The organism is Streptomyces sp. NPDC058525, assembly GCF_042719495.1.
In the GTDB taxonomy this organism is placed as follows: domain Bacteria; phylum Actinomycetota; class Actinomycetes; order Streptomycetales; family Streptomycetaceae; genus Streptomyces.
Genome location: NZ_JBHXNP010000028.1, coordinates 1 through 21,234, shown reverse-complemented (window position 1 = coordinate 21,234; position 21,234 = coordinate 1). Strand labels below are relative to the sequence as shown.

Here is a 21,234-nt window from a genome sequence, read left to right as displayed (position 1 = left end):
CACGGTGAGCACCAAGCCGACCACCACAGAGCTCGAGTGGACCGAACTGGACCAGCGGGCCGTCGACACCGCCCGCGTTCTGGCCGCTGACGCGGTCCAGAAGGTCGGAAACGGCCACCCCGGTACGGCGATGAGCCTGGCCCCCGCCGCGTACACCCTCTTCCAGAAGGTGATGCGGCACGACCCGGCGGACCCCGAGTGGGTGGGCCGCGACCGCTTCGTGCTCTCCGCGGGGCACTCGTCCCTCACCCTGTACACGCAGCTGTACCTGGGCGGCTTCGGCCTGGAGCTGGACGACCTGAAGGCGTTCCGCACCTGGGGCTCCAAGACCCCGGGCCACCCGGAGTACGGCCACACGGCCGGCGTCGAGACCACGACCGGCCCCCTCGGCCAGGGCATCGCCAACGCGGTGGGCATGGCCATGGCCTCCCGCTACGAGCGCGGCCTGTTCGACCCGGAGGCTGCCCAGGGCGCCTCCCCGTTCGACCACATGGTCTACGCGATCGCGGGCGACGGCTGCCTCCAGGAGGGCATCTCCCACGAGGCGTCCGCGCTGGCGGGCCACCAGAAGCTCGGCAACCTGGTGCTGCTGTGGGACGACAACCACATCTCCATCGAGGGCGACACCGAGACGGCCGTCTCCGAGGACACCCTCGAGCGCTACGCGGCGTACGGCTGGCACGTCCAGCGCGTCGAGCAGCAGGAGAACGGCGACCTCGACCCGAAGGCGCTGTACGCGGCCCTCCAGGCCGCCAAGGCCGAGACCGGCAAGCCGTCCTTCATCGCGGCCCGCTCGATCATCGCCTGGCCCGCCCCGCACGCCCAGAACACCGAGGCCGCGCACGGCTCGGCGCTCGGCGACGACGAGGTCGCGGCCACCAAGCGCGTCCTCGGCTTCGACCCGGAGCAGACCTTCGAGGTCTCCGACGAGGTCATCGCCCACACCCGCAAGGCGCTGGACCGCGGCCGCGAGGCCAAGGCCGAGTGGGAGAAGGACTTCTCCGCCTGGCGCACCGCCAACCCGGAGCGTGCCGCCGAGTTCGACCGCATCCAGGCCAACGAGCTGCCCGCGGGCTGGGAGGACAAGCTCCCGTCCTTCGAGACCGGCAAGGGCGTCGCCACCCGCGCCGCCTCCGGCAAGGTGCTCCAGGCCCTCGGCGCGGTCATCCCGGAGCTGTGGGGCGGCTCGGCCGACCTCGCCGGCTCCAACAACACCACCATCGACAAGGACTCCTCGTTCCTGCCGGTGGGCAACCCGCTGCCGGAGGCCGACCCGTACGGCCGCACCATCCACTTCGGCATCCGCGAGCACGCCATGGCCGCGGCCATGAACGGCATCGCCCTGCACGGCCACACCCGCATCTACGGCGGCACCTTCCTGGTGTTCTCCGACTACATGCGCAACGCCGTCCGCCTCTCCGCGCTGATGCACGTGCCGGTCACCTACGTGTGGACGCACGACTCCATCGGCCTCGGCGAGGACGGCCCGACCCACCAGCCGGTCGAGCACCTGGCCTCGCTGCGCGCCATCCCGGGCCTGAACCTGGTCCGCCCGGCCGACGCCAACGAGACCGCCATCGCCTGGCGCGAGATCCTGCGCCGCCACACCAAGGTGTTCGGCAAGGGCGCTCCGCACGGTCTGGCGCTCACCCGCCAGGGCGTGCCGACGTACGAGCGCAACGAGGACGCCGCCAAGGGCGGTTACGTGATGTTCGAGGCCACCGGCGGCGAGCCGCAGGTCGTCCTCATCGGCACCGGCTCCGAGGTGCACCTGGCCGTGGAGGCGCGCGAGCAGCTCCAGGCCGAGGGCATCCCCACCCGCGTCGTCTCGATGCCGTCCGTCGAGTGGTTCGAGGAGCAGGACCAGGCGTACAAGGACAGCGTCCTGCCGCCCTCCGTCAAGGCGCGCGTCGCGGTCGAGGCGGGCATCGGCCTGACCTGGCACCGCTACGTCGGCGACGCGGGCCGGATCGTGTCGCTGGAGCACTTCGGTGCCTCGGCCGACGCGAAGGTGCTGTTCCGCGAGTTCGGCTTCACCCCCGAGCGTGTCGCGGCCGCCGCCCACGAGTCCCTCGCCGCCGCCGCGCGCTGACGCCGTACAAGAACCAGTAGGAGATGCAATTCCCATGACAGACGCACTCAAGCGCCTCTCCGACGAAGGCGTGGCGATCTGGCTGGACGACCTGTCCCGCAAGCGCATCACGTCCGGCAACCTGGCCGAGCTGATCGACCAGTCGCACGTGGTCGGTGTCACCACCAACCCGGCGATCTTCCAGAAGGCCATCAGCGGCGGCGAGGGCTACGAGCAGCAGCTCACCGACCTCGCCACCCGCAAGGTGACCGTGGAGGAGGCCCTGCGCATGATCACGACGGCGGACGTCCGCGACGCCGCCGACATCCTGCGCCCGGTCTACGACCGCACCGACGGCCAGGACGGCCGCGTGTCGATCGAGGTCGACCCCCGTCTGGCCCACAACACCCCGGCGACCATCGCCGAGGCCAAGCAGCTGGCCTGGCTGGTGGACCGCCCGAACACGCTCATCAAGATCCCGGCGACCAAGGCCGGCCTGCCGGCGATCACCGAGGTCATCGGCAAGGGCATCAGCGTCAACGTCACGCTGATCTTCTCGCTGGAGCGCTACCGGGAGGTCATGGGCGCGTACCTGGCGGGTCTGGAGAAGGCCAAGGCCGCGGGCCTGGACATCTCCCTGATCCACTCGGTCGCCTCCTTCTTCGTGTCCCGCGTGGACAGCGAGATCGACAAGCGCCTGGACGCCGTCGGCACCGACGAGGCCAAGGCCCTCAAGGGCAAGGCGGCCCTCGCCAACGCCCGTCTGGCCTACCAGGCCTACGAGGAGGTCTTCTCCTCGGACCGCTGGACCGCCCTGGAGCGCGTCGGAGCCAACAAGCAGCGTGCGCTGTGGGCCTCGACGGGCGTCAAGGACCCGGCGTACAAGGACACCCTGTACGTGGACGAGCTGGTCGCCCCGAACACGGTGAACACCATGCCGGAGGCCACCCTGGAGGCCACGGCCGACCACGGGCAGATCACCGGTGACACGGTGCGCGGCACCTACGAGCAGGCCCGTGCCGAGCTCGACGCGGTCGCGAAGCTGGGCATTTCGTACGACGATGTGGTCCAGCTGCTCGAGGACGAGGGCGTCGAGAAGTTCGCGGTGTCCTGGAACGACCTGCTGAAGTCGACCGAGGCGGAGCTCGCGCGCCTCGCCCCCACGGAGGCCTGAACACTTTGTCTGTGAACGGAGCGAACCCGCTTCGTGACGCACAGGACCGGCGGCTCCCGCGCATCGCGGGGCCGTCGGGTCTGGTCATTTTCGGCGTTACGGGTGACCTGTCGCGCAAGAAGCTGATGCCTGCCGTCTACGACTTGGCCAACCGCGGCCTGCTCCCGCCGGGCTTCTCCCTCATCGGCTTCGCCCGCAGGGAGTGGGAGCACGAGGACTTCGCCCAGGAGGTGTACGAGGCCGTCAAGGAGCACTCGCGCACCCCGTTCCGGGAGGAGGTCTGGCAGCAGCTGGTGCAGGGCTGCCGCTTCGTCCAGGGCGACTTCGACGACGACGCCGCCTTCGAGACGCTGAAGGCGACGATCGACGAGCTCGACAAGGCACAGGGCACGGGCGGCAACTTCGCCTTCTACCTGTCCGTCCCGCCGAAGTTCTTCCCCAAGGTGGTCCAGCAGCTCAAGGACCACAATCTGGCGCAGAAGGAGGGCTCCTGGCGGCGCGCCGTCATCGAGAAGCCCTTCGGCCACGACCTGAAGAGCGCCGAGGAGCTCAACAAGGTCGTCCACGAGGTCTTCCCCCGTGACGAGGTCTTCCGGATCGACCACTACCTCGGCAAGGAGACCGTCCAGAACATCCTGGCGCTCCGCTTCGCCAACACCATGTTCGAGCCGATCTGGAACCGGTCGTACGTCGACCACGTGCAGATCACCATGGCCGAGGACATCGGCATCGGCGGCCGGGCCGGGTACTACGACGGCATCGGCGCGGCCCGCGACGTCATCCAGAACCACCTGCTCCAGCTGCTCGCGCTGACCGCGATGGAGGAGCCCGGCTCCTTCCACCCCAAGGCGCTGGTGGCGGAGAAGCTCAAGGTCCTCACGGCCGTCGAGCTCCCCGAGGACCTGGGCAAGCACACCGTGCGCGGCCAGTACTCGGCGGCGTGGCAGGGCGGCGAGAAGGTCGTCGGATACCTCGAAGAGGACGGCATCGACCCCAAGTCGAAGACCGACACCTACGCGGCCGTCCGCCTGGAGATCAACAACCGCCGCTGGGCGGGCGTCCCGTTCTACCTGCGGACGGGCAAGCGCCTGGGCCGCCGGGTGACCGAGATCGCGGTGGTCTTCAAGCGGGCCCCGTACCTGCCGTTCGAATCGGGCGCGACCGAGGAGCTGGGGCAGAACGCCCTGGTCATCCGGGTCCAGCCGGACGAGGGCGTCACGGTCCGCTTCGGCTCCAAGGTTCCGGGCACCTCCATGGAGGTCCGGGACGTCACGATGGACTTCGCGTACGGCGAGTCCTTCACGGAGTCGAGCCCCGAGGCGTACGAGCGGCTCATCCTCGACGTCCTGCTGGGCGACGCGAACCTCTTCCCGCGCCACCAGGAGGTCGAACTGTCCTGGAACATCCTCGACCCGATCGAGGAGTACTGGGACACGCACGGCAAGCCCGCGCAGTACCCGGCGGGCACCTGGGGGCCGGTCGAGGCGGACGAGATGCTCGCACGAGACGGACGGAGCTGGCGCCGGCCATGAAGATCGACCTCACGGAGACCAACTCCAGCAAGATCAATGCCGCACTGGTCAAGGCACGCCGGGACATCGGCACGCCGGCCATCGGCATGGTCCTCACGCTGGTGATCGTGACCGACGAGGAGAACGCGTACGACGCGCTCAAGTCGGCGAACGACGCCTCCCACGAACACCCCTCGCGGATCGTCGTCGTCATCAAGCGGGTCAGCCGCTCGCCGCGCAGCCGCCAGGGCGCCCGTCTCGACGCGGAAGTCCGCGTCGGGGCGGACTCCGGCACCGGCGAGACGGTCGTGCTCCGCCTGCACGGCGAACTGGTCGACCACGCGCAGTCCGTGGTTCTGCCGCTCCTGCTGCCCGACGCCCCCGTGGTCGTCTGGTGGCCGGAGGGCGCTCCCGCGGACCTGGCGGGCGACCCGCTGGGGGCGCTGGGGCAGCGCCGGATCACGGACACGTACTCCAGCGAGGACCCGATCGGGGCGCTCGGCACCCGGGCCGCGGCCTACGCACCCGGGGACACGGACCTTTCGTGGACCCGGATCACCCCGTGGCGCTCGATGCTGGCGGCCGCGCTGGACCAGCAGGTCCTGTCGGTCGGTTCGGCGACCGTCGAGGGCGAGTCGGACAACCCGAGCTGCGAACTGCTGGCCATGTGGCTGGCCGACCGGCTCAAGGTCCCCGTCCGGCGCACGCCGTCGGCGGGTCCGGGCCTGACGGCCGTACGCCTGGAGACCAAGGACGGCGCGATCGTCCTGGACCGGGCGGACGGGGCGCTGGCCACGCTGTGCATGCCGGGTCAGCCCGACCGTGCGGTGGCGCTCAAGCGCCGCGACACGGCCGAGCTCCTGGCGGAGGAGCTGCGCCGGCTGGACCCGGACAACACGTACGAGGCCTCGCTGAAGTTCGGCGTGGCGAAGCTGGACTCGTCGGCTCCGCCGGCCGAGGCCGAGGCCCCCGCGAAGGCCGAGGCCCCTGTCAAGGCCGAGGCCCCCGCCAAGGCGGACCCGAAGCGCCCGGCCAAGCCGACGAAGAAGGCCGCGGCCAAGTAACGGACCCTGCGGGGCTCTCCCCACCCCGCCCCTTCCCGAAACCGGGGCTCTGCCCCGGACCCCGGTCCTCAAACGCCGGACGGGCTGAAAGATTCAGCCTCGCCGGCGATTGAGGCGCGGGGTCCGGGGCGGGGACGGCTCCGCGCAGCGGCCCACCCGCACCCCCACCCGCACAACCGACAAGGCGGCAGCACATGGGTATGACGACTCCCCAGGTCGTCGTCCACCGGGACAAGGAACTGATGGCCCAGGCCACGGCGGCCCGGCTCATCACCAAGATCGTGGACGCGCAGACGGCCCGCGGCACGGCCTCCGTGGTCCTCACCGGCGGCCGCAACGGCAACGGCCTGCTCGCGGCCCTGGCCGCCGCCCCGGCCAAGGACGCCGTCGACTGGTCCCGGCTGGACCTGTGGTGGGGCGACGAGCGCTACGTCCCCGCCGACGACCCCGAGCGCAACCACACCCAGGCCCGCGAGGCCCTGCTGGACTCCGTCCCGGTGGACCCCGCCCGCGTGCACGTCATGCCCGCCTCGGACGGCCCGTACGGGGCCGACGTGGACGCGGCGGCCGCTTCGTACGCCGCCGAGCTGGCCAAGGCGGCCGGCCCGGAGGACCACGGCCCGGTCCCCACCTTCGACGTGCTGATGCTGGGCGTGGGCCCCGACACCCACGTGGCCTCGCTCTTCCCGGAGCACCCGGCGACCCGCGAGACCGAGCGCACGGTGGTCGGGGTGCACGGCGCCCCGAAGCCCCCGCCCACCCGGATCTCGCTCACCCTCCCGGCGATCCGCGCGGCCCGCGAGGTCTGGCTGCTCGCGGCGGGCGAGGACAAGGCCCGTGCCGTGTCCATCGCCCTGGGCGGCGCCGGCGGGGTCCAGGCCCCGGCGGCGGCGGCCTACGGCCGTTCCCGCACCCTGTGGCTCCTGGACCGCGCGGCCGCCGCGCACCTGCCGTCCGGGATGTACCCGCCCGCCTCCTGAGCGGGCCGGCGGGCACACCCCGTACTCGGCGGTCAGCCGCGCCCGCGCAGCTCGCGGTAGGCGGCCACCAGGGCCTTGGTCGAGGCGTCCAGACCCGGCACGTCCGCGCCCTGCGTCAGGGCGGGCTCGACCCGCTTGGCGAGGACCTTTCCGAGCTCCACGCCCCACTGGTCGAACGAGTCGATGTTCCACACCGCGCCCTGTACGAACACCTTGTGCTCGTACAGGGCGATCAGCTGTCCCAGCACCGCCGGGGTCAGCTCGGGCGCCAGGATGGTGGTCGTCGGGTGGTTGCCGTGGAACGTCTTGTGCGGGACCAGCGACTCGGGCGCGCCCTCCGCCCGCACCTCCTGCGCCGTCTTGCCGAAGGCCAGCGCCTGGGTCTGCGCGAAGAAGTTCGCCATCAGCAGGTCGTGCTGGGCCGCGAAGGAGGGCTCCAGCTCCGCCACCGGCCGGGCGAAGCCGATGAAGTCCGCGGGGATCAGCTTCGTGCCCTGGTGGATCAGCTGGTAGTAGGCGTGCTGCCCGTTGGTGCCGGGCGTGCCCCACACCACCGGACCGGTCTGCCACTCCACCGGATTGCCGTCGCGGTCCACCGACTTGCCGTTGGACTCCATGTCCAGCTGCTGCAAGTAGGCGGTGAACCGGGAGAGGTAGTGGCTGTACGGGAGCACCGCGTGCGACTGGGCGTCGAAAAACGCCCCGTACCAGATGCCCAACAGCCCGAGCAGCAGCGGGGCGTTCTCCTCGGGCGGCGCGGTCCGGAAGTGCGTGTCCATGGCGTGGAAGCCGCCGAGCATCTCGCGGAAGGCGTCCGGGCCGATCGCGATCATCAGCGAGAGCCCGATGGCCGAGTCGAAGGAGTACCGGCCGCCGACCCAGTCCCAGAACTCGAACATGTTGGCCGGATCGATGCCGAACTCCGTGACCTTCTCGGCGTTGGTGGACAGCGCCACGAAGTGCCGTGCCACGGCCCCCTGGTCGCCGCCCAGCCCCGCCAGCAGCCACTCGCGCGCCGAGGTCGCGTTGGTGATGGTCTCGATGGTCGTGAAGGTCTTGGAGGCGATGATGAACAGCGTCTCGGCCGGGTCCAGGCCGTGCACCGCCTCGTGCAGGTCCGCGCCGTCCACGTTGGACACGAAGCGCACCGTCAGACCGCGGTCCGTGAAGGCCCGCAGGGCCTCGTAGGCCATCGCCGGACCCAGGTCGGAGCCGCCGATGCCGATGTTGACGACGTTCCTGATGCGCTTTCCGGTGGAACCGGTCCACTCCCCCGACCTGACCCGGCCGGAGAAGTCCGCCATCTTGTCCAGGACGGCGTGCACCGCGGGGACGACGTCCTCGCCGTCGACCTCGACGACGGCGTCCGCGGGCGCGCGCAGGGCGGTGTGCAGGACCGCCCGGTCCTCGGTCGTGTTGATCTTCTCGCCGCGGAACATCGCCTCGCGCAGCCCGGCCACGCCCGTCGCCGCGGCCAGTTCGCGCAGCAGCGTCAGCGTCTCGTCCGTCACGAGGTGCTTCGAGTAGTCGATGTGCAGGTCACCCACCCGCAGGGTGTAGCCGGCGCCCCGGCCCGGATTCTCCTCGAACAGCTCCCGCAGATGCGTCTGGCCGAACTCCTCCCGGTGCTTGCCGAGTGCCAGCCACTCAGGCATCCGGTTGAGCTTCGTACGGCTGTCTGCGTTCATCTCGGACATCAACCCACTTCTTCCGTCCTGTCGTGCCCCGCCGATCTCCAACTTAAGGGATTCGAAGCGGACCAACGCACACAAAGAGGCCCGGCCCCGCCGGAGATGTCTCCAACGGGGCCGGGCCTCATGTCACATGTCTTGCGCGTCGTTCAGATCTCGCCGCGGAGCTTGGCGAGGGCCTCGGCGAGGATGGCCTCGCCGTCGGCGTCCGTGCGCCGCTCCCGTACGTACGCCAGGTGCGTCTTGTACGGCTCGGTGCGCGGCGGCGCGGGCGGGTTGTCCCGGTCCTGGCCGGCCGGGAACCCGCAGCGCGGGCAGTCCCAGGTGTCCGGCACCTGTGCGTCGCTGGCGAAGCTCGGCTGCGTCTCGTGCCCGTTCGAGCACCAGAAGGAGATGCGCAGGCGGGGCGCGGACTCGCCGCGCTCGGCCTCACCCATCGGCCCCGCTCCGACCCGGCTACCACGGATCGCGTTGCCACTTGCCACGGTCGTAACTCCCCTGCGTGATGGTGCCGCCAAGCATGAGATATGTCTGCTCAAGGCACCCCGGGTACGGAAAGCCCCAACTCACGTTCAGTGCGCGGAGGGATCATCCCCGTCAGGTGCGGGGAGCAGAATAACTCGTTCCGAAACCAGGGTGCAGGACCTCATGATAGGCCGGGCTCCGCCGACCGGACTGCCGGATGGCCAGAACGGTCAGCCGCTCGACTTCATCAGGAGGCCGAGCGCGAGGATGCAGGCGAACCACAGCAGACCGACCACGACGGTGATGCGGTCCAGGTTGCGCTCCGCGACGGAGGAGCCGCCGACCGACGACTGCATACCGCCGCCGAACATGTCGGAAAGGCCGCCGCCCTTGCCCTTGTGCATCAGCACGAGCAGCATCAGCAGGCCGCTGAAGACGATCAGGGCGATCGAGAACCCCATAATCACGGCTGATTCCTACTTTCTGGCTTTTCTGGCTTTCCGGCTGTGCGGGATGTGCGCGCGGGGGCCAGTGGCTGTGTCCAGCCCGCTGGCCCCCGCAAGGGTACGACGGATCCGTCCTACCGCATACTCGCTGCCGGTCTACTGGTCGCGGAACCGGACGATCTTGACGAACTCGTCCGCGTCCAGCGCCGCGCCGCCGATCAGGGCGCCGTCGACATCGGGCTGGGCCATGATCGCCGCGATGTTGCCGGACTTCACCGAGCCGCCGTACTGGATGCGGACCTTGTCGGCCAGCTCCTGCGAGTACAGCTCCGCGAGCCGGCCGCGGATCGCCCCGCAGACCTCCTGGGCGTCCTCGGGGGTGGCGACCTCGCCGGTGCCGATGGCCCAGACGGGCTCGTACGCGATCACGATGGACTCGACCTGCTCGGCCGGGACGTCCTTGAGGCCGCCGTCGACCTGGGCCAGCGTGTACTGGACCTGCTGGCCGGCCTTGCGGATCTCCAGGCCCTCGCCGACGCAGAGGATCGGGGTGATCCCGTGCCGGTAGGCGGCCTTGACCTTGGCGTTGCAGATCTCGTCGCTCTCGGCGTGGTACTGGCGGCGCTCGCTGTGGCCGACGGCCACGTACGTGCACTTCAGCTTCGAGAGCATCGAGCCGGAGATCTCGCCGGTGTAGGCGCCGGAGTCCTGCGCGGAGATGTCCTGGGCGCCGTACTTGATCTTCAGCTTGTCGCCGTCGACCAGGGTCTGGACCGAGCGGAGGTCGACGAAGGGCGGCAGGACCGCGACCTCGACGGCGTCGTAGTCCTTGTCGGCGAGTGCGAAGGCGAGCTTCTGGACGTGGGCGATGGCCTCGAGGTGGTTGAGGTTCATCTTCCAGTTGCCCGCCATCAGCGGGGTACGGCCGTTTTCGACTGCGGTCATTACGGGTCAGCCCTCCAGGGCGGCGAGACCGGGGAGCGTCTTGCCCTCGAGGTATTCGAGGGAAGCGCCGCCACCGGTGGAAATGTGGCCGAAGGCATTCTCGTCGAAGCCCAGGATGCGGACCGCGGCGGCACTGTCGCCACCGCCGACCACGGTGAAGGCGTTGCTGTCGACGAGGGCCTGCGCGATGGCGGTGGTGCCGCCCGCGTAGTCGGGGTGCTCGAAGACGCCGACCGGGCCGTTCCAGAACACGGTCTCGGCATCGGCGATCTTCGACGCGTACAGCTCGCGCGTCTTGGGGCCGATGTCCAGGCCCTCCTTGTCCGCGGGGATCTTGTCCGCGGCGACGGTCTCGAAGTCGGCCGGGGTCTTGCCCTTGAGGTCGGGGAAGTCCTTGGAGACCAGCACGTCGACCGGGAGGACCAGCTCGACGCCGGTGTCCTTCGCGCGCTGCATGTACTCGGTCACCTTCGGGATCTGGTCCTCCTGGAGGAGGGAGATGCCGACCTCGTGGCCGAGGGCCTTGAGGAAGGTGTAGGCCATGCCGCCGCCGATGAGGATGCGGTCGGCCTTGCCGAGCAGCTCGTCGATGACGGCGAGCTTGTCGGAGACCTTGGCACCGCCGAGGACCACGACGTAGGGGCGCTTGACCTCATCGGTCAGCTTCTTCAGGACGCCGACCTCGGTGGCGATGAGGTAGCCGGCCGCGTGCGGGAGGCGCGCCGGGAGGTCGAAGACCGAGGCGTGCTTGCGGTGGACGGCGCCGAAGCCGTCGCCGACGTAGACGTCGGCAAGCTCCGCGAGCCGGTCGGCGAAGGCGCCGCGCTCGGCGTCGTCCTTCGCGGTCTCACCCGGGTTGAAGCGCAGGTTCTCGATGACGGCCACCTGGCCGTCGGTGAGGGCCGCGACGGTCTCCTTGGCGGAGGCGCCGACGGTGTCGGTGGCGAACGCGACGTCCGCACCGAGCAGTTCGCCCAGGCGCGCGGCGGCCGGGGCGAGCGAGAAGGCCGGGTCCGGGGCGCCCTTGGGGCGGCCCAGGTGCGAGGCCACGATGACGCGGGCGCCGGAGGCGGCGAGCTTCGCGATCGTGGGCTGGACGGCGCGGATGCGGCCGTCGTCGGTGATGCGGCCCTGGTCCAGCGGGACGTTGAGGTCGGCGCGGACGAAGACCCGCTTGCCCTTGACGCCCTCGGCGAGCAGTTCGTCGATCGTCTTCATGTGTTTCTACTCCTTTGGGCCCTTCTCGCGAAGGGCGAGGAAGGGAGAACGAGACAAGCGACAGGGCCCGTGCGGCGCTTCGTCGCGCAGCCCGGACCCTGTTGCTCACATCGTGGTGCCTACCTTAGAACCGGGTGACCTCAGAGCTGGCCACCGACGAAGACCGTGAGGTCCACGAGACGGTTGGAGTAGCCCCACTCGTTGTCGTACCAGCCGATGACCTTGACGTTCTTGCCCTGGACCATGGTCAGGGAGGAGTCGAAGGTGCAGGACGCCGGCCAGTTCACGATGTCGGAAGAGACGATCGCGTCCTCGGTGTAGTCGAGGATGCCCTTCAGCTGGCCCTCGGCGGCCTTCTGGAACGCGGTGTTGACCTCGTCCTTGGTCGCCTCGCGCTCCAGCTCGATGACCAGGTCGGTCACGGAGCCGGTGGGGACCGGGACGCGCATCGCGATGCCGTCGAGCTTGCCCGCCAGCTCCGGGATCACCAGCGCGGTGGCCTTGGCGGCACCGGTGGTGGTCGGGATGATGTTCTCGGCGGCGGCGCGGGCGCGGCGCAGGTCCGAGTGCGGGAAGTCCAGGATGCGCTGGTCGTTCGTGTACGCGTGGACCGTGGTCATCATGCCCTTGACGATGCCGAAGTTCTCCAGGAGAACCTTGGCCATCGGCGCCACGCAGTTGGTGGTGCAGGAGGCGTTGGAGATGACGTGGTGGTTGGCCGCGTCGTACTTGTCCTGGTTGACGCCCATCACGATCGTGATGTCCTCGTCCTTGGCCGGAGCCGAGATGAGGACCTTCTTCGCGCCGGCCGCGATGTGCTTGGCGGCGTCGGCCTTCTTCGTGAAGATGCCGGTCGACTCGATGACGATGTCGGCGCCCAGCTCGCCCCAGGGCAGGTTCGCGGGGTCGCGCTCGGCGAAGGTCTTGAAGGTGTTGCCGCCGACGGTGATGGTGTCGGCGGTGTGGGAGACCTCGGCCTTGAGGCGGCCCAGGATGGTGTCGTACTTGAGAAGGTGCACCAGGGTGGCGTTGTCAGTCAGGTCGTTGACACCGACGATCTCGATGTCCGCTCCCTGCTCCAGGAGCGCCCGGAAGTAGTTGCGGCCAATTCGGCCAAAACCGTTGATGCCTACGCGGATCGTCACGAACCGATCTCCTCGTTGGTGCGCCGGTAAGTGCGCCGGCGAGCTGTATGGGATGTCCCCGACCGCTTACGACCCTACCTCTCCGTGAGCTTTTGAGTGACATCGGCCGGGGCCTGACACGCCCCGAGGCCCCGTACCGGTTGCCCGGCACGGGACCTCGGGGACTTTCTCCCCCGTTACGCAGCGTGAGTCCGTGGAGGGGCGCTGATCAGCGGTTCAGCGCCCGCAGGGCCTTACCGACGAGTACGGCGCGGTCAGCCGCCGCCGGCACGTGCTCCAGGCCGAAGCCCAGCAGGACGGTGTCACGCGTAGTCACCGCCGCATAGGACTTGAACAGCTCACCCGACCGGGACCAATCGCCCGGAACTTGAGGGCTTCCGGCAGGTGCGCCCTGGGCGGTCCAGTCGCCGAACGAGGTCTCGAAGCCCTCGACGGCCCGGTCCGTGCCGCCGACGTTCAGCCGGGCCTCGTCCGCGAAGACGCCGCGGCCGCCCGAGGCTCCGTCGGTGATGTAGGAGAGCGAGACCTCGACGGTCCTGCCCGCGTAGGCGCTCAGGTCGAAGGAGACCTGCTTCCAACCGCCCGAGGACGCCGTGAAGCTGTTCCACGCCCCGCTGGTGCCGTGCGCGGTGCAGCCGCCGCCCTCGAGGGTGAGGTAGCGGCGCAGGAAGGGGTGGCCGGTCACGAAGAACCCGGCCCCGCACTCCTCGGGAACGGTGGTGCTGCTCAGGCCGCCCGCGTCGGGCAGGGTGGTCCAGTCGTCCCCGCCGGCCGTACGGGCTTCCAGCGCGGCGTGGTCGTAGCCCTCCTCCACGTTCCAGCTCATCGCGAGCTTCAGCTGCGGCCTGTCCGCGGCGGTGACCTGGGTGAGGTCGATCGTGCGGGTCAGCCGCTTCCAGTCGTCGTCCGCGTGCAGGGCGGAGGCCATCTGGCTGCCGGCGTAGGGGGCGTACGGGTTGACGACCCCGCCGAACTGGCCGGCCTGCGCGCTCTTGAACTGCGGGAACTGCGCGGGGGCCAGGGTGTCGGAGGTCACCGTGTAGGAGCCGGGGGCGTTGAGCGGGTTGCCCGCGGCGTCGCCGAGGCCGCCCTTGGCGCCGCTCAGGAAGCCGGCTCCGGTGAAGCCGGTGGCGCCGCTGACGCTCGTACGTCCGTAGGCGCCGAGCCAGTACTGGCTGAAGTCGTTGGTCACGGCGCGGCCGACCTGGGCGTTTCCGCCCGCCAGCTCACCGGCCTCGATCAGCTTGCCGCCCTCGTTGAGGAAGTCGCGGACCGCCAGCTGGGTGTCCCCGCCGGGGGTCTTGGCCCCGGTGTAGTGGACGGCCGTACGGAAGTGGGAGAGCACTCCGAGGTGGTGCGGCGCCCCCTGGGCGGCCACGTCCCAGACGGCCGCGGACCTGCCGTTGGCGCGCAGGGCGTCGACGTAGCCCGCGGCGTGCTGGGCCTTGGCGCCCTCCTCCGCGATCACCAGCACGTCCGCGCGCGGCCGCTCGGCCACGGTGTACGTGAAGTGCTCGCTGGAGACCTTCCGGCCGGAGCCGTCGCGGCCGGTGAACCAGACCTCGACCTTGTCACCGGGCTTCGTGCCGTCCACCTCGGCCCGGTACTCGTCGAACCAGTTGTTGTCCTCGCCGCCGTAGACGTCTCCGCCCTTCCAGGCCTTGAGGTCCTCGTCGTGCGTACGGCCGCCGTTGACGCGGAAGTTGAGCTCCTTGTCCTTCAGCGCCTTGCGGGCCGTGACGGAGACCGTCTGGTCCTCGCCGCGCGCCGCGTAGGAGGTGGTGAAGGGGTCCAGGGTGAAGTCGGCGGCGCTCAGGCCGACGACGGACGCCGGACGGTCCGGGTGGGCGGCGCTCTCGCCGACCGACAGGGCGAAGGGGACGTTCTTGGCGAACTCCGCCTGGATGAGCTTCTCGTCGTCCGGGAAGTTGAAGCCGGAGGCGCAGTCCTCGGGCTTCCACCGGTCGTTCGGGTCGATCTCGGAGGCCGTCTGGCAGGTGGTCATCTCCGGCGTGAACATCATGATGCCGTTGACGTTCGAGGCGTGGCCGTCGGCCTCGCCATTGGTGGTGTAGAGCTCGGAGGACACCTGCGGGTAGTAGCCCGGGACGGCCGGGTTCTCCGGGGTGCCCGCGAGCGCCTGGTAGGCGACATCGTCCGGGGTGGGGGTGGCCACCTGCCAGCCCACGCCGTAGAGCAGCAGCTCGGCGGCGGAGTGGTAGTTGATGGCGTACTCGAAGCCGATGCGCTTCTGGAAGGCGTCGAGGGCGGCGGTCTCGGGCTCGGAGCCGGCCTTGGGGCCGCGGTAGGTCTCGCTCGCCCGGTTCGGTGAGGAGCCTTCGTTGTCGTAGCCCCACTTGTAGGAGAAGTTGCGGTTGAGGTCGACGCCGTCCTCGGCGGTGTGCTTGCCGTCGGCGTTGTTGTCGCGCATGTTCTTGCGCCACAGCCGCCGGCCGTCGGGCGCGTGCGTGTAGTCGTACCCGTCGGGGTTGGCCGAGAGCAGGAACCACAGCTCGGTGGAGTCGACCAGCTTGGTGACCTGCTGGTCCTTGCCGTAGTTGTCGAGGGTGTGGTGCATCAGCCGCCGGGTCATCTCGGGGGTGATCCACTCGCGGGCGTGCTGGTTGGACATGTAGAGCACGGCCGGCTTGCCGCCGTCCTTGGTCTTCCTGGCGTTCTTGGTGACCTTGAGGGCGAGGATGTCCTTGCCCTGGACGGTCTTGCCGATGGAGACGACCTTGGTGAGGGCCGGGTTCCGCTGGGCGGTCCGCAGGATCTCCTCCTGGAGCCCGCCCTTGCCGCTGTACGGGCGGAACACCCCGTCCCCGTCGGCCTTCTGGGCGCGGGCGAGTCCCTCGCCGGGGACCTTGCGCTCGGCGAGCCTGACGCCCTGCGCGGAGAGCTGCGCGGCCTGCTCGCCGGTGAGGAAGAGCTCGACCTTGGCGGTTCCGCTCTCCGGCGCGCGTTCGGCCAGCTCGTGCGCGTCCTGGCCGGCGGCGAGGACCAGCGGGACCTGCTCCTTGGTGATGTCGGCGTCGTAGACCCGCACCTCGGCGTCGGACGCGGCGCCGGATCCGGCGCCGGAGCCGGGCTGGGCCTGCGCCGACGCGGGCAGCGCCGCGAGCGCGGTGCCGAAGACGAGTGCGCTTGCGGCGAGGATCGATCTCGCTCGGTGCCTCATATGCCCCCCAGGGCGTCGTCTGCCACGAAAGTGTCCGGACGAAAGGCTCACGACCAGTCCATGCTCATGTCAATGGGGCCTGGTACGCGAAGGGGGCCCGCACGAGTGATCGTGCAGACCCCCTCCAGAGCGGGTACCGGCAGGTCAGCCGACCCGGTCAGCCCGCCATGTTGTCGGCCATCTCCTCGCTGAGATCGAGGTTCGACTCCGTGCCCGGGATTCCGAGGTCCTGGGCGCGCTTGTCGGCCATCGCCAGCAGACGCCGGATCCGGCCCGCGACCGCGTCCTTGGTGAGCGGCGGGTCGGCGAGCGCGCCCAGCTCCTCGAGGGAGGCCTGCTTGTGCTCCATGCGCAGCCGGCCCGCCGCCGCGAGGTGCTCGGGCACCTCCTCGCCGAGGATCTCCAGCGCGCGCTGCACCCGGGCTCCGGCGGCCACGGCGGCCCGCGCCGAGCGGCGCAGGTTGGCGTCGTCGAAGTTGGCCAGGCGGTTCGCGGTGGCGCGCACCTCGCGCCGCATCCGCCGCTCCTCCCAGGCCAGCACCGATTCGTGGGCGCCGAGCCGGGTCAGCAGGGCGCCGATCGCGTCGCCGTCGCGGACCACGACGCGGTCGACGCCGCGCACCTCGCGCGCCTTGGCGGCGATGGAAAGCCTGCGGGCGGCGCCCACCAGGGCCAGGGCGGCCTCCGGACCGGGGCAGGTGACCTCCAGGGAGGAGGACCGGCCCGGCTCGGTGAGCGAGCCGTGGGCCAGGAAGGCGCCGCGCCAGGCCGCCTCGGCGTCACAGGTGGCCCCGGAGACCACCTGCGGGGGAAGACCCCGGATGGGGCGGCCGCGGCCGTCCACGAGCCCGGTCTGGCGCGCCAGCTGGTCGCCCCCGGCCACGACCCGGACCACGTAGCGGCTGCCGCGGCGCAGTCCGCCGGGGGCCATCACCACCAGGTCCGAGGAGTGGCCGAAGATCTCGAGGATGTCCTTGCGCAGCCGTCTGGCGGCGATCCCGGTGTCGAGCTCCGCCTCGATGACGATGCGGCCGCTCACCAGGTGCAGGCCGCCCGCGAACCGAAGGATCGCCGAGACCTCCGCCTTCCTGCAGCAGGTCCGGGTGACGGGGAGGCGGGAGATCTCATCCTTCACCGCGGGCGTCATCGCCATGGGCCGATCCTTCCATGCATCCGAAAAATACGGTCGTACGCGGCGGCGAGCAGCTCCGGATCATGCTTCGGAGACCCGTCCTCCCTGGCCACGGGCGCCAGCTCGACCGCGGCACCGAACCGTTTTGCGGCATCGGCGAGGGACTCGCGGTCGGGCACGGCGGCCTCGTCGGCCAGCACCACGTCCAGGGCGAGTTTAGGGGCGTGTCGGGCCAAAACCTCCAAATGACGCTGCGGAGAGAAGCCCTCTGTTTCGCCGGGCTGCGGCGCGAGGTTCAGCGAGAGCACCCGGCGGGCCTTCGTCTCGACCAGCGCGTCCAGCAGCTCCGGCACCAGCAGGTGCGGGATGACGGAGGAGAACCAGGACCCCGGGCCCAGCACCACCCAGTCCGCGTCGAGGACCGCCGCGACGGCCTCCGGTACGGCCGGCGGGTCCCCCGGCACGACCTGTACGGAGTGCACCTCGCCCGGGGTCAGGGCGACGGTGGCCTGCCCGCGGACGGTGTCCACGTCCTCGGGCCGGGCCGGATCGTGCCCCTTGACCAGGGCCTGGAGCTCCAGCGGCACCGCCGACATGGGCAGGACCCGGCCCTGCGCGCCGAGCAGCCGGCCCACCAGGTCGAGAGCCTGGACGGGGTCGCCGAGCTGTTCCCACAGCGCGACGATCAGCAGGTTGCCGACGGCGTGACCGTGCAGGTCGCCCTGGGACTGGAAGCGGTGCTGGATGACCCGGGCCCAGGTCTGACCCCAGTCGTCGTCCCCGCACAGCGCGGCCAGCGCCTTGCGCAGGTCGCCGGGCGGCAGCACCCCGAGCTCCTCGCGGAGCCGGCCGCTGGAGCCGCCGTCGTCGGCGACGGTGACCACGGCGGTGAGGTCACCGGTGATGCGGCGCAGGGCGGCGAGGGAGGCCGACAGACCCTGGCCGCCGCCCAGGGCCACCACCTTGGGCGTGGCGCCGCGCCGGCGGCCGGAGCGTCCCGCACCGTCCTCGCCCCGTCCCGGGGTGAGGCGGCGCAGGCGGCTCAGCCGCGGGGTCCGTGCGGTCACTCGCGCCCCATGTCCCGGTGGACGACGACGGTCTCGACTCCCTCGGAGGCGAGGCGGGCGGCGAGCTTCTCGGACACGGCCACACTGCGGTGCTTGCCGCCCGTGCAGCCGACCGCGATGGTCACGTACCGCTTGCCCTCGCGGCGGTAGCCGGTGGCGATGAGCTGGAGCAGCTCGGTGTAGCGGTCGAGGAACTCCTTCACGCCGGGCTGGCTGAAGACGTACCCCGACACCTCCTCGTTGAGCCCGGTGAACGGGCGCAGCTCGGGCACCCAGTGCGGGTTGGGGATGAACCGGCAGTCGACGACGAGGTCGGCGTCGACGGGCAGGCCGTACTTGTACCCGAAGGACATGACGGTGGCCCGCAGCTCGGGCTCCTCGTCCCCGGCGAACTGGGCGTCCATCTTGGCGCGCAGCTCGTGCACGTTCAGGCTGGAGGTGTCGATCACCAGGTCGGCGTCCCCGCGCAGCTCGCGCAGCAGGTCGCGCTCGGCGGCGATGCCGTCGGTAATGCGCCCGTCGCCCTGGAGCGGGTGCGGGCGGCGGACCGACTCGAAGCGGCGGACCAGCGCGTCGTCGGAGGACTCCAGGAAGACGATGCGGCGGGTGACGCCCTTGCTGTCGAGGTCGGCGAGGGATTCGCGCAGGGCGTCGAAGAACTGGCGGCCGCGGACGTCCACGACGACGGCGATGCGCGCCACGTTGCCCTGGGAGCGGGCGCCGAGCTCCACCATGGTGGGGATCAGCGCGGGCGGCAGGTTGTCGACGACGAACCAGCCGAGGTCCTCCAGACACTTCGCCGCCGTACTGCGGCCGGCCCCGGACATGCCGGAGATGATCACCAGCTCGGGGATGGCCGCCTCGGCGGTCTCGCCGGGCTCCACTGTCGTGCCCGTACTCACCTGTGCTCCGTCTCGGTCGTGCGTGGTCTCGTGCTCGGTCATTGCTCGGTCCCCCGTTCGGACGATGTCACCCGGCTACCGCTGGGAGCCGGCCCCACCCGCGGGGGCGGGGTTCTCATCCTCAATGATCTCTCCTGTCGCCGTGTTGACGGCAGGGCCGGCCGGGACCGCGCCGGCGAGGGCCGCGGCCACGGCCTCGGCCGTCTTGCGGCCTATGCCCGGGACCTCGCAGATCTGGTCGATTGTCGCCTGTCGGAGCTTCTTCACCGAACCGAAGTGCTTGACCAGGGCGAGCCTGCGGCTCTCGCCGAGGCCGGGCACCTCGTCCAGCGGGCCCGCCTTCAGGCGCTTTCCGCGTTTGTTGCGCTGGTACTGGATGGCGAAGCGGTGGGCTTCGTCACGCACCCGCTGGAGCAGGTACAGCCCCTCGCTGGTGCGGGGCAGCACGACCGGGTCGTCCTCCCCGGGCAGCCAGACCTCCTCCAGCCGCTTGGCCAGCCCGCACACGGCCACGTCGTCCACGCCGAGCTCATCCAGGGCCCGCTTGGCCGCGGCGACCTGCGGCTGCCCGCCGTCGACCACGACGAGCTGCGGCGGGTAGGCGAAGCGCTTGGGCCGCCCGTCGTCCTCGGGCGCCTCGCCCTCCTCCGCCTCCCACTCGCCGGTCTTCAGCTTCTCCTGGAGGTAGCGGCGGAAGCGGCGGGAGACCACCTCGTGCATGGAGCGGACGTCGTCCTGCCCCTCGAAGGATTTGATCTGGAAGCGCCGGTACTCGCTCTTGCGGGCGAGCCCGTCCTCGAAGACCACCATCGAGGCCACCACGTCGTCGCCCTGGAGGTGGGAGATGTCGAAGCACTCGATGCGCAGCGGGGCGCTGTCCAGCTCCAGGGCCTCGGCGATCTCCTCCAGGGCCCGGGAGCGGGTGGTGAGGTCGCTGGCGCGCTTGGTCTTGTGCAGGGCGAGGGACTGCTGCGCGTTGCGGTGGACGGTCTCCATGAGGGCCTTCTTGTCGCCGCGCTGCGGGATGCGCAGGCTGACGTTCGACCCGCGCCGCTCGGCGAGCCACTGGCTCAGGGCGGGCGCGTCCTCGGGGAGCGCCGGGACCAGCACCTCCTTGGGGACGGACTCGCCGGTCTCCTCCCCGTAGAGCTGCTGGAGGGCGTGCTCGACGAGCCCGGCGGTGTCCACGGCCTCGACCTTGTCGGTGACCCAGCCGCGCTGGCCGCGGACCCGGCCGCCGCGCACGTGGAAGATCTGCACGGCGGCCTCGAGCTCGTCCTCGGCGACCGCGACGAGGTCGGCGTCGGTGGCGTCGGTGAACACCACGGCGTTCTTCTCCATGGCCCGGCGCAGCGCCCCGATGTCGTCGCGGAGCCGGGCGGCCTTCTCGTACTCCATCTCCTCGGCCGCCTCGTGCATCTCCTTCTCCAGGCGGGAGAGGTAGGTGCCGGTGCGGCCGGCCATGAAGTCGCAGAAGTCCTCGGCCAGTTCGCGGTGCTCCTCGGGGGTGACGCGGCCGACGCAGGGCGCGGAGCACTTGCCGATGTAGCCGAGCAGGCAGGGTCGGCCGATCTGCGCGGAGCGCTTGAACACGCCCGCGGAGCAGGTCCGTACCGGGAACACCCGGAGCATCAGGTCGACGGTCTCGCGGATGGCCCAGGCGTGGCCGTACGGACCGAAGTAGCGCACGCCCTTCTTCTTGGGCCCGCGCATGACCTGGACCCGCGGGTACTCCTCGTCCATCGTCACGGCCAGGGAGGGGTAGCTCTTGTCGTCGCGGTACTTGACGTTGAACCGCGGGTCGTACTCCTTGATCCAGGAGTACTCCAGCTGGAGCGCCTCGACCTCGGTGGACACCACGGTCCACTCGACGGAGGCGGCCGTGGTCACCATCGTGGCGGTACGGGGGTGCAGGCCGGCGATGTCCTGGAAGTAGCTGGCCAGGCGCTGGCGCAGGCTCTTGGCCTTCCCGACGTAGATCACCCGCCGGTGCTCGTCACGGAACCGGTACACCCCCGGGGAGTCGGGGACCTGTCCCGGCTTGGGTCGGTAACTGGAAGGGTCGGCCATGCCAACACCCTACTGTCGCCCTCCGACAACCCCGGCTTGACGGACGGCACCAGCCAGAATCCAGCCTCGCCTGGGGGTCCCGCCGGACGGAGTCTGGGGGAGTTTGAGGCGCGGGGTCTGGGGCGGAGCCCCAGGGGGTGGGGGGGCCGGCCGGCGGGGCGGGCCCCCCCGT

At 70.7% G+C, this 21,234-nt stretch carries 16 protein-coding genes; 5 read left to right on the top strand and 11 right to left on the bottom strand.

Annotated features, from left to right (window positions below):
• Positions 1 to 4: 4 nt before the first annotated feature.
• The 5 genes from tkt to pgl all read left to right on the top strand — a co-directional run bounded on the left by tkt (position 5) and on the right by pgl (position 6,800).
• Positions 5 to 2,092: a transketolase gene (tkt, locus tag ACFWP3_RS15595; protein ID WP_384220781.1), complete on the top strand. Its 2,088-nt coding sequence runs from the start codon at positions 5 to 7 to the stop codon at positions 2,090 to 2,092.
• Positions 2,093 to 2,126: 34 nt separating this feature from the next.
• Entirely contained in the window at positions 2,127 to 3,245 is a 1,119-nt protein-coding gene (gene tal, locus ACFWP3_RS15590; RefSeq protein ID WP_384220779.1) for a transaldolase, read from the top strand.
• Between the two features lie 5 nt (positions 3,246 to 3,250).
• Positions 3,251 to 4,777, top strand: a complete 1,527-nt coding sequence (gene zwf, locus ACFWP3_RS15585; protein ID WP_384220777.1) for a glucose-6-phosphate dehydrogenase — start codon at positions 3,251 to 3,253, stop codon at positions 4,775 to 4,777.
• The gene (gene opcA / locus ACFWP3_RS15580) at positions 4,774 to 5,820 is read left to right on the top strand and encodes a glucose-6-phosphate dehydrogenase assembly protein OpcA (RefSeq protein ID WP_384220774.1); all 1,047 of its coding nucleotides are present in this window, start codon (positions 4,774 to 4,776) and stop codon (positions 5,818 to 5,820) included. Before zwf ends, opcA begins: the two co-directional genes overlap by 4 nt.
• Positions 5,821 to 6,020: 200 nt before the next feature.
• Entirely contained in the window at positions 6,021 to 6,800 is a 780-nt protein-coding gene (gene pgl, locus ACFWP3_RS15575) for a 6-phosphogluconolactonase (protein ID WP_384220772.1), read from the top strand.
• 32 nt (positions 6,801 to 6,832) lie between these two features.
• Here pgl and pgi read toward each other — a convergent pair whose 3' ends face one another.
• From pgi to uvrC, 11 genes are all read right to left on the bottom strand, one after another.
• Complete coding sequence (pgi, locus tag ACFWP3_RS15570; protein ID WP_384220907.1) at positions 6,833 to 8,488, bottom strand: glucose-6-phosphate isomerase; 1,656 nt, start codon at positions 8,486 to 8,488, stop codon at positions 6,833 to 6,835.
• Between the two features lie 152 nt (positions 8,489 to 8,640).
• Complete coding sequence (locus ACFWP3_RS15565; RefSeq protein WP_030197743.1) at positions 8,641 to 8,928, bottom strand: RNA polymerase-binding protein RbpA; 288 nt, start codon at positions 8,926 to 8,928, stop codon at positions 8,641 to 8,643.
• A gap of 258 nt (positions 8,929 to 9,186) precedes the next feature.
• The gene (secG, locus tag ACFWP3_RS15560) at positions 9,187 to 9,417 is read right to left on the bottom strand and encodes a preprotein translocase subunit SecG (protein WP_362302417.1); all 231 of its coding nucleotides are present in this window, start codon (positions 9,415 to 9,417) and stop codon (positions 9,187 to 9,189) included.
• Positions 9,418 to 9,558: 141 nt separating this feature from the next.
• Positions 9,559 to 10,347, bottom strand: coding sequence for a triose-phosphate isomerase (tpiA, locus tag ACFWP3_RS15555; protein WP_384220770.1), 789 nt, complete (start codon positions 10,345 to 10,347; stop codon positions 9,559 to 9,561).
• A gap of 6 nt (positions 10,348 to 10,353) precedes the next feature.
• Positions 10,354 to 11,565: a phosphoglycerate kinase gene (locus tag ACFWP3_RS15550; RefSeq protein WP_384220768.1), complete on the bottom strand. Its 1,212-nt coding sequence runs from the start codon at positions 11,563 to 11,565 to the stop codon at positions 10,354 to 10,356.
• A gap of 140 nt (positions 11,566 to 11,705) precedes the next feature.
• The gene (gene gap, locus ACFWP3_RS15545) at positions 11,706 to 12,710 is read right to left on the bottom strand and encodes a type I glyceraldehyde-3-phosphate dehydrogenase (protein ID WP_384220766.1); all 1,005 of its coding nucleotides are present in this window, start codon (positions 12,708 to 12,710) and stop codon (positions 11,706 to 11,708) included.
• 208 nt (positions 12,711 to 12,918) lie between these two features.
• A complete protein-coding gene (locus tag ACFWP3_RS15540) occupies positions 12,919 to 15,891 on the bottom strand; it encodes a M14 family zinc carboxypeptidase (RefSeq protein ID WP_384220763.1) in 2,973 nt (990 codons plus the stop codon).
• Positions 15,892 to 16,048: 157 nt separating this feature from the next.
• Positions 16,049 to 17,044, bottom strand: coding sequence for a DNA-binding protein WhiA (gene whiA, locus ACFWP3_RS15535; protein WP_030009075.1), 996 nt, complete (start codon positions 17,042 to 17,044; stop codon positions 16,049 to 16,051).
• Positions 17,035 to 18,090: a uridine diphosphate-N-acetylglucosamine-binding protein YvcK gene (yvcK, locus tag ACFWP3_RS15530; protein ID WP_384220760.1), complete on the bottom strand. Its 1,056-nt coding sequence runs from the start codon at positions 18,088 to 18,090 to the stop codon at positions 17,035 to 17,037. The genes whiA and yvcK overlap by 10 nt, the downstream gene beginning before the upstream one ends.
• Complete coding sequence (gene rapZ / locus ACFWP3_RS15525; protein ID WP_384220758.1) at positions 18,087 to 19,034, bottom strand: RNase adapter RapZ; 948 nt, start codon at positions 19,032 to 19,034, stop codon at positions 18,087 to 18,089. The genes yvcK and rapZ overlap by 4 nt, the downstream gene beginning before the upstream one ends.
• A 33-nt stretch (positions 19,035 to 19,067) precedes the next feature.
• Complete coding sequence (uvrC, locus tag ACFWP3_RS15520; protein ID WP_384220756.1) at positions 19,068 to 21,062, bottom strand: excinuclease ABC subunit UvrC; 1,995 nt, start codon at positions 21,060 to 21,062, stop codon at positions 19,068 to 19,070.
• Between the last annotated feature and the right edge of the window lie 172 nt (positions 21,063 to 21,234).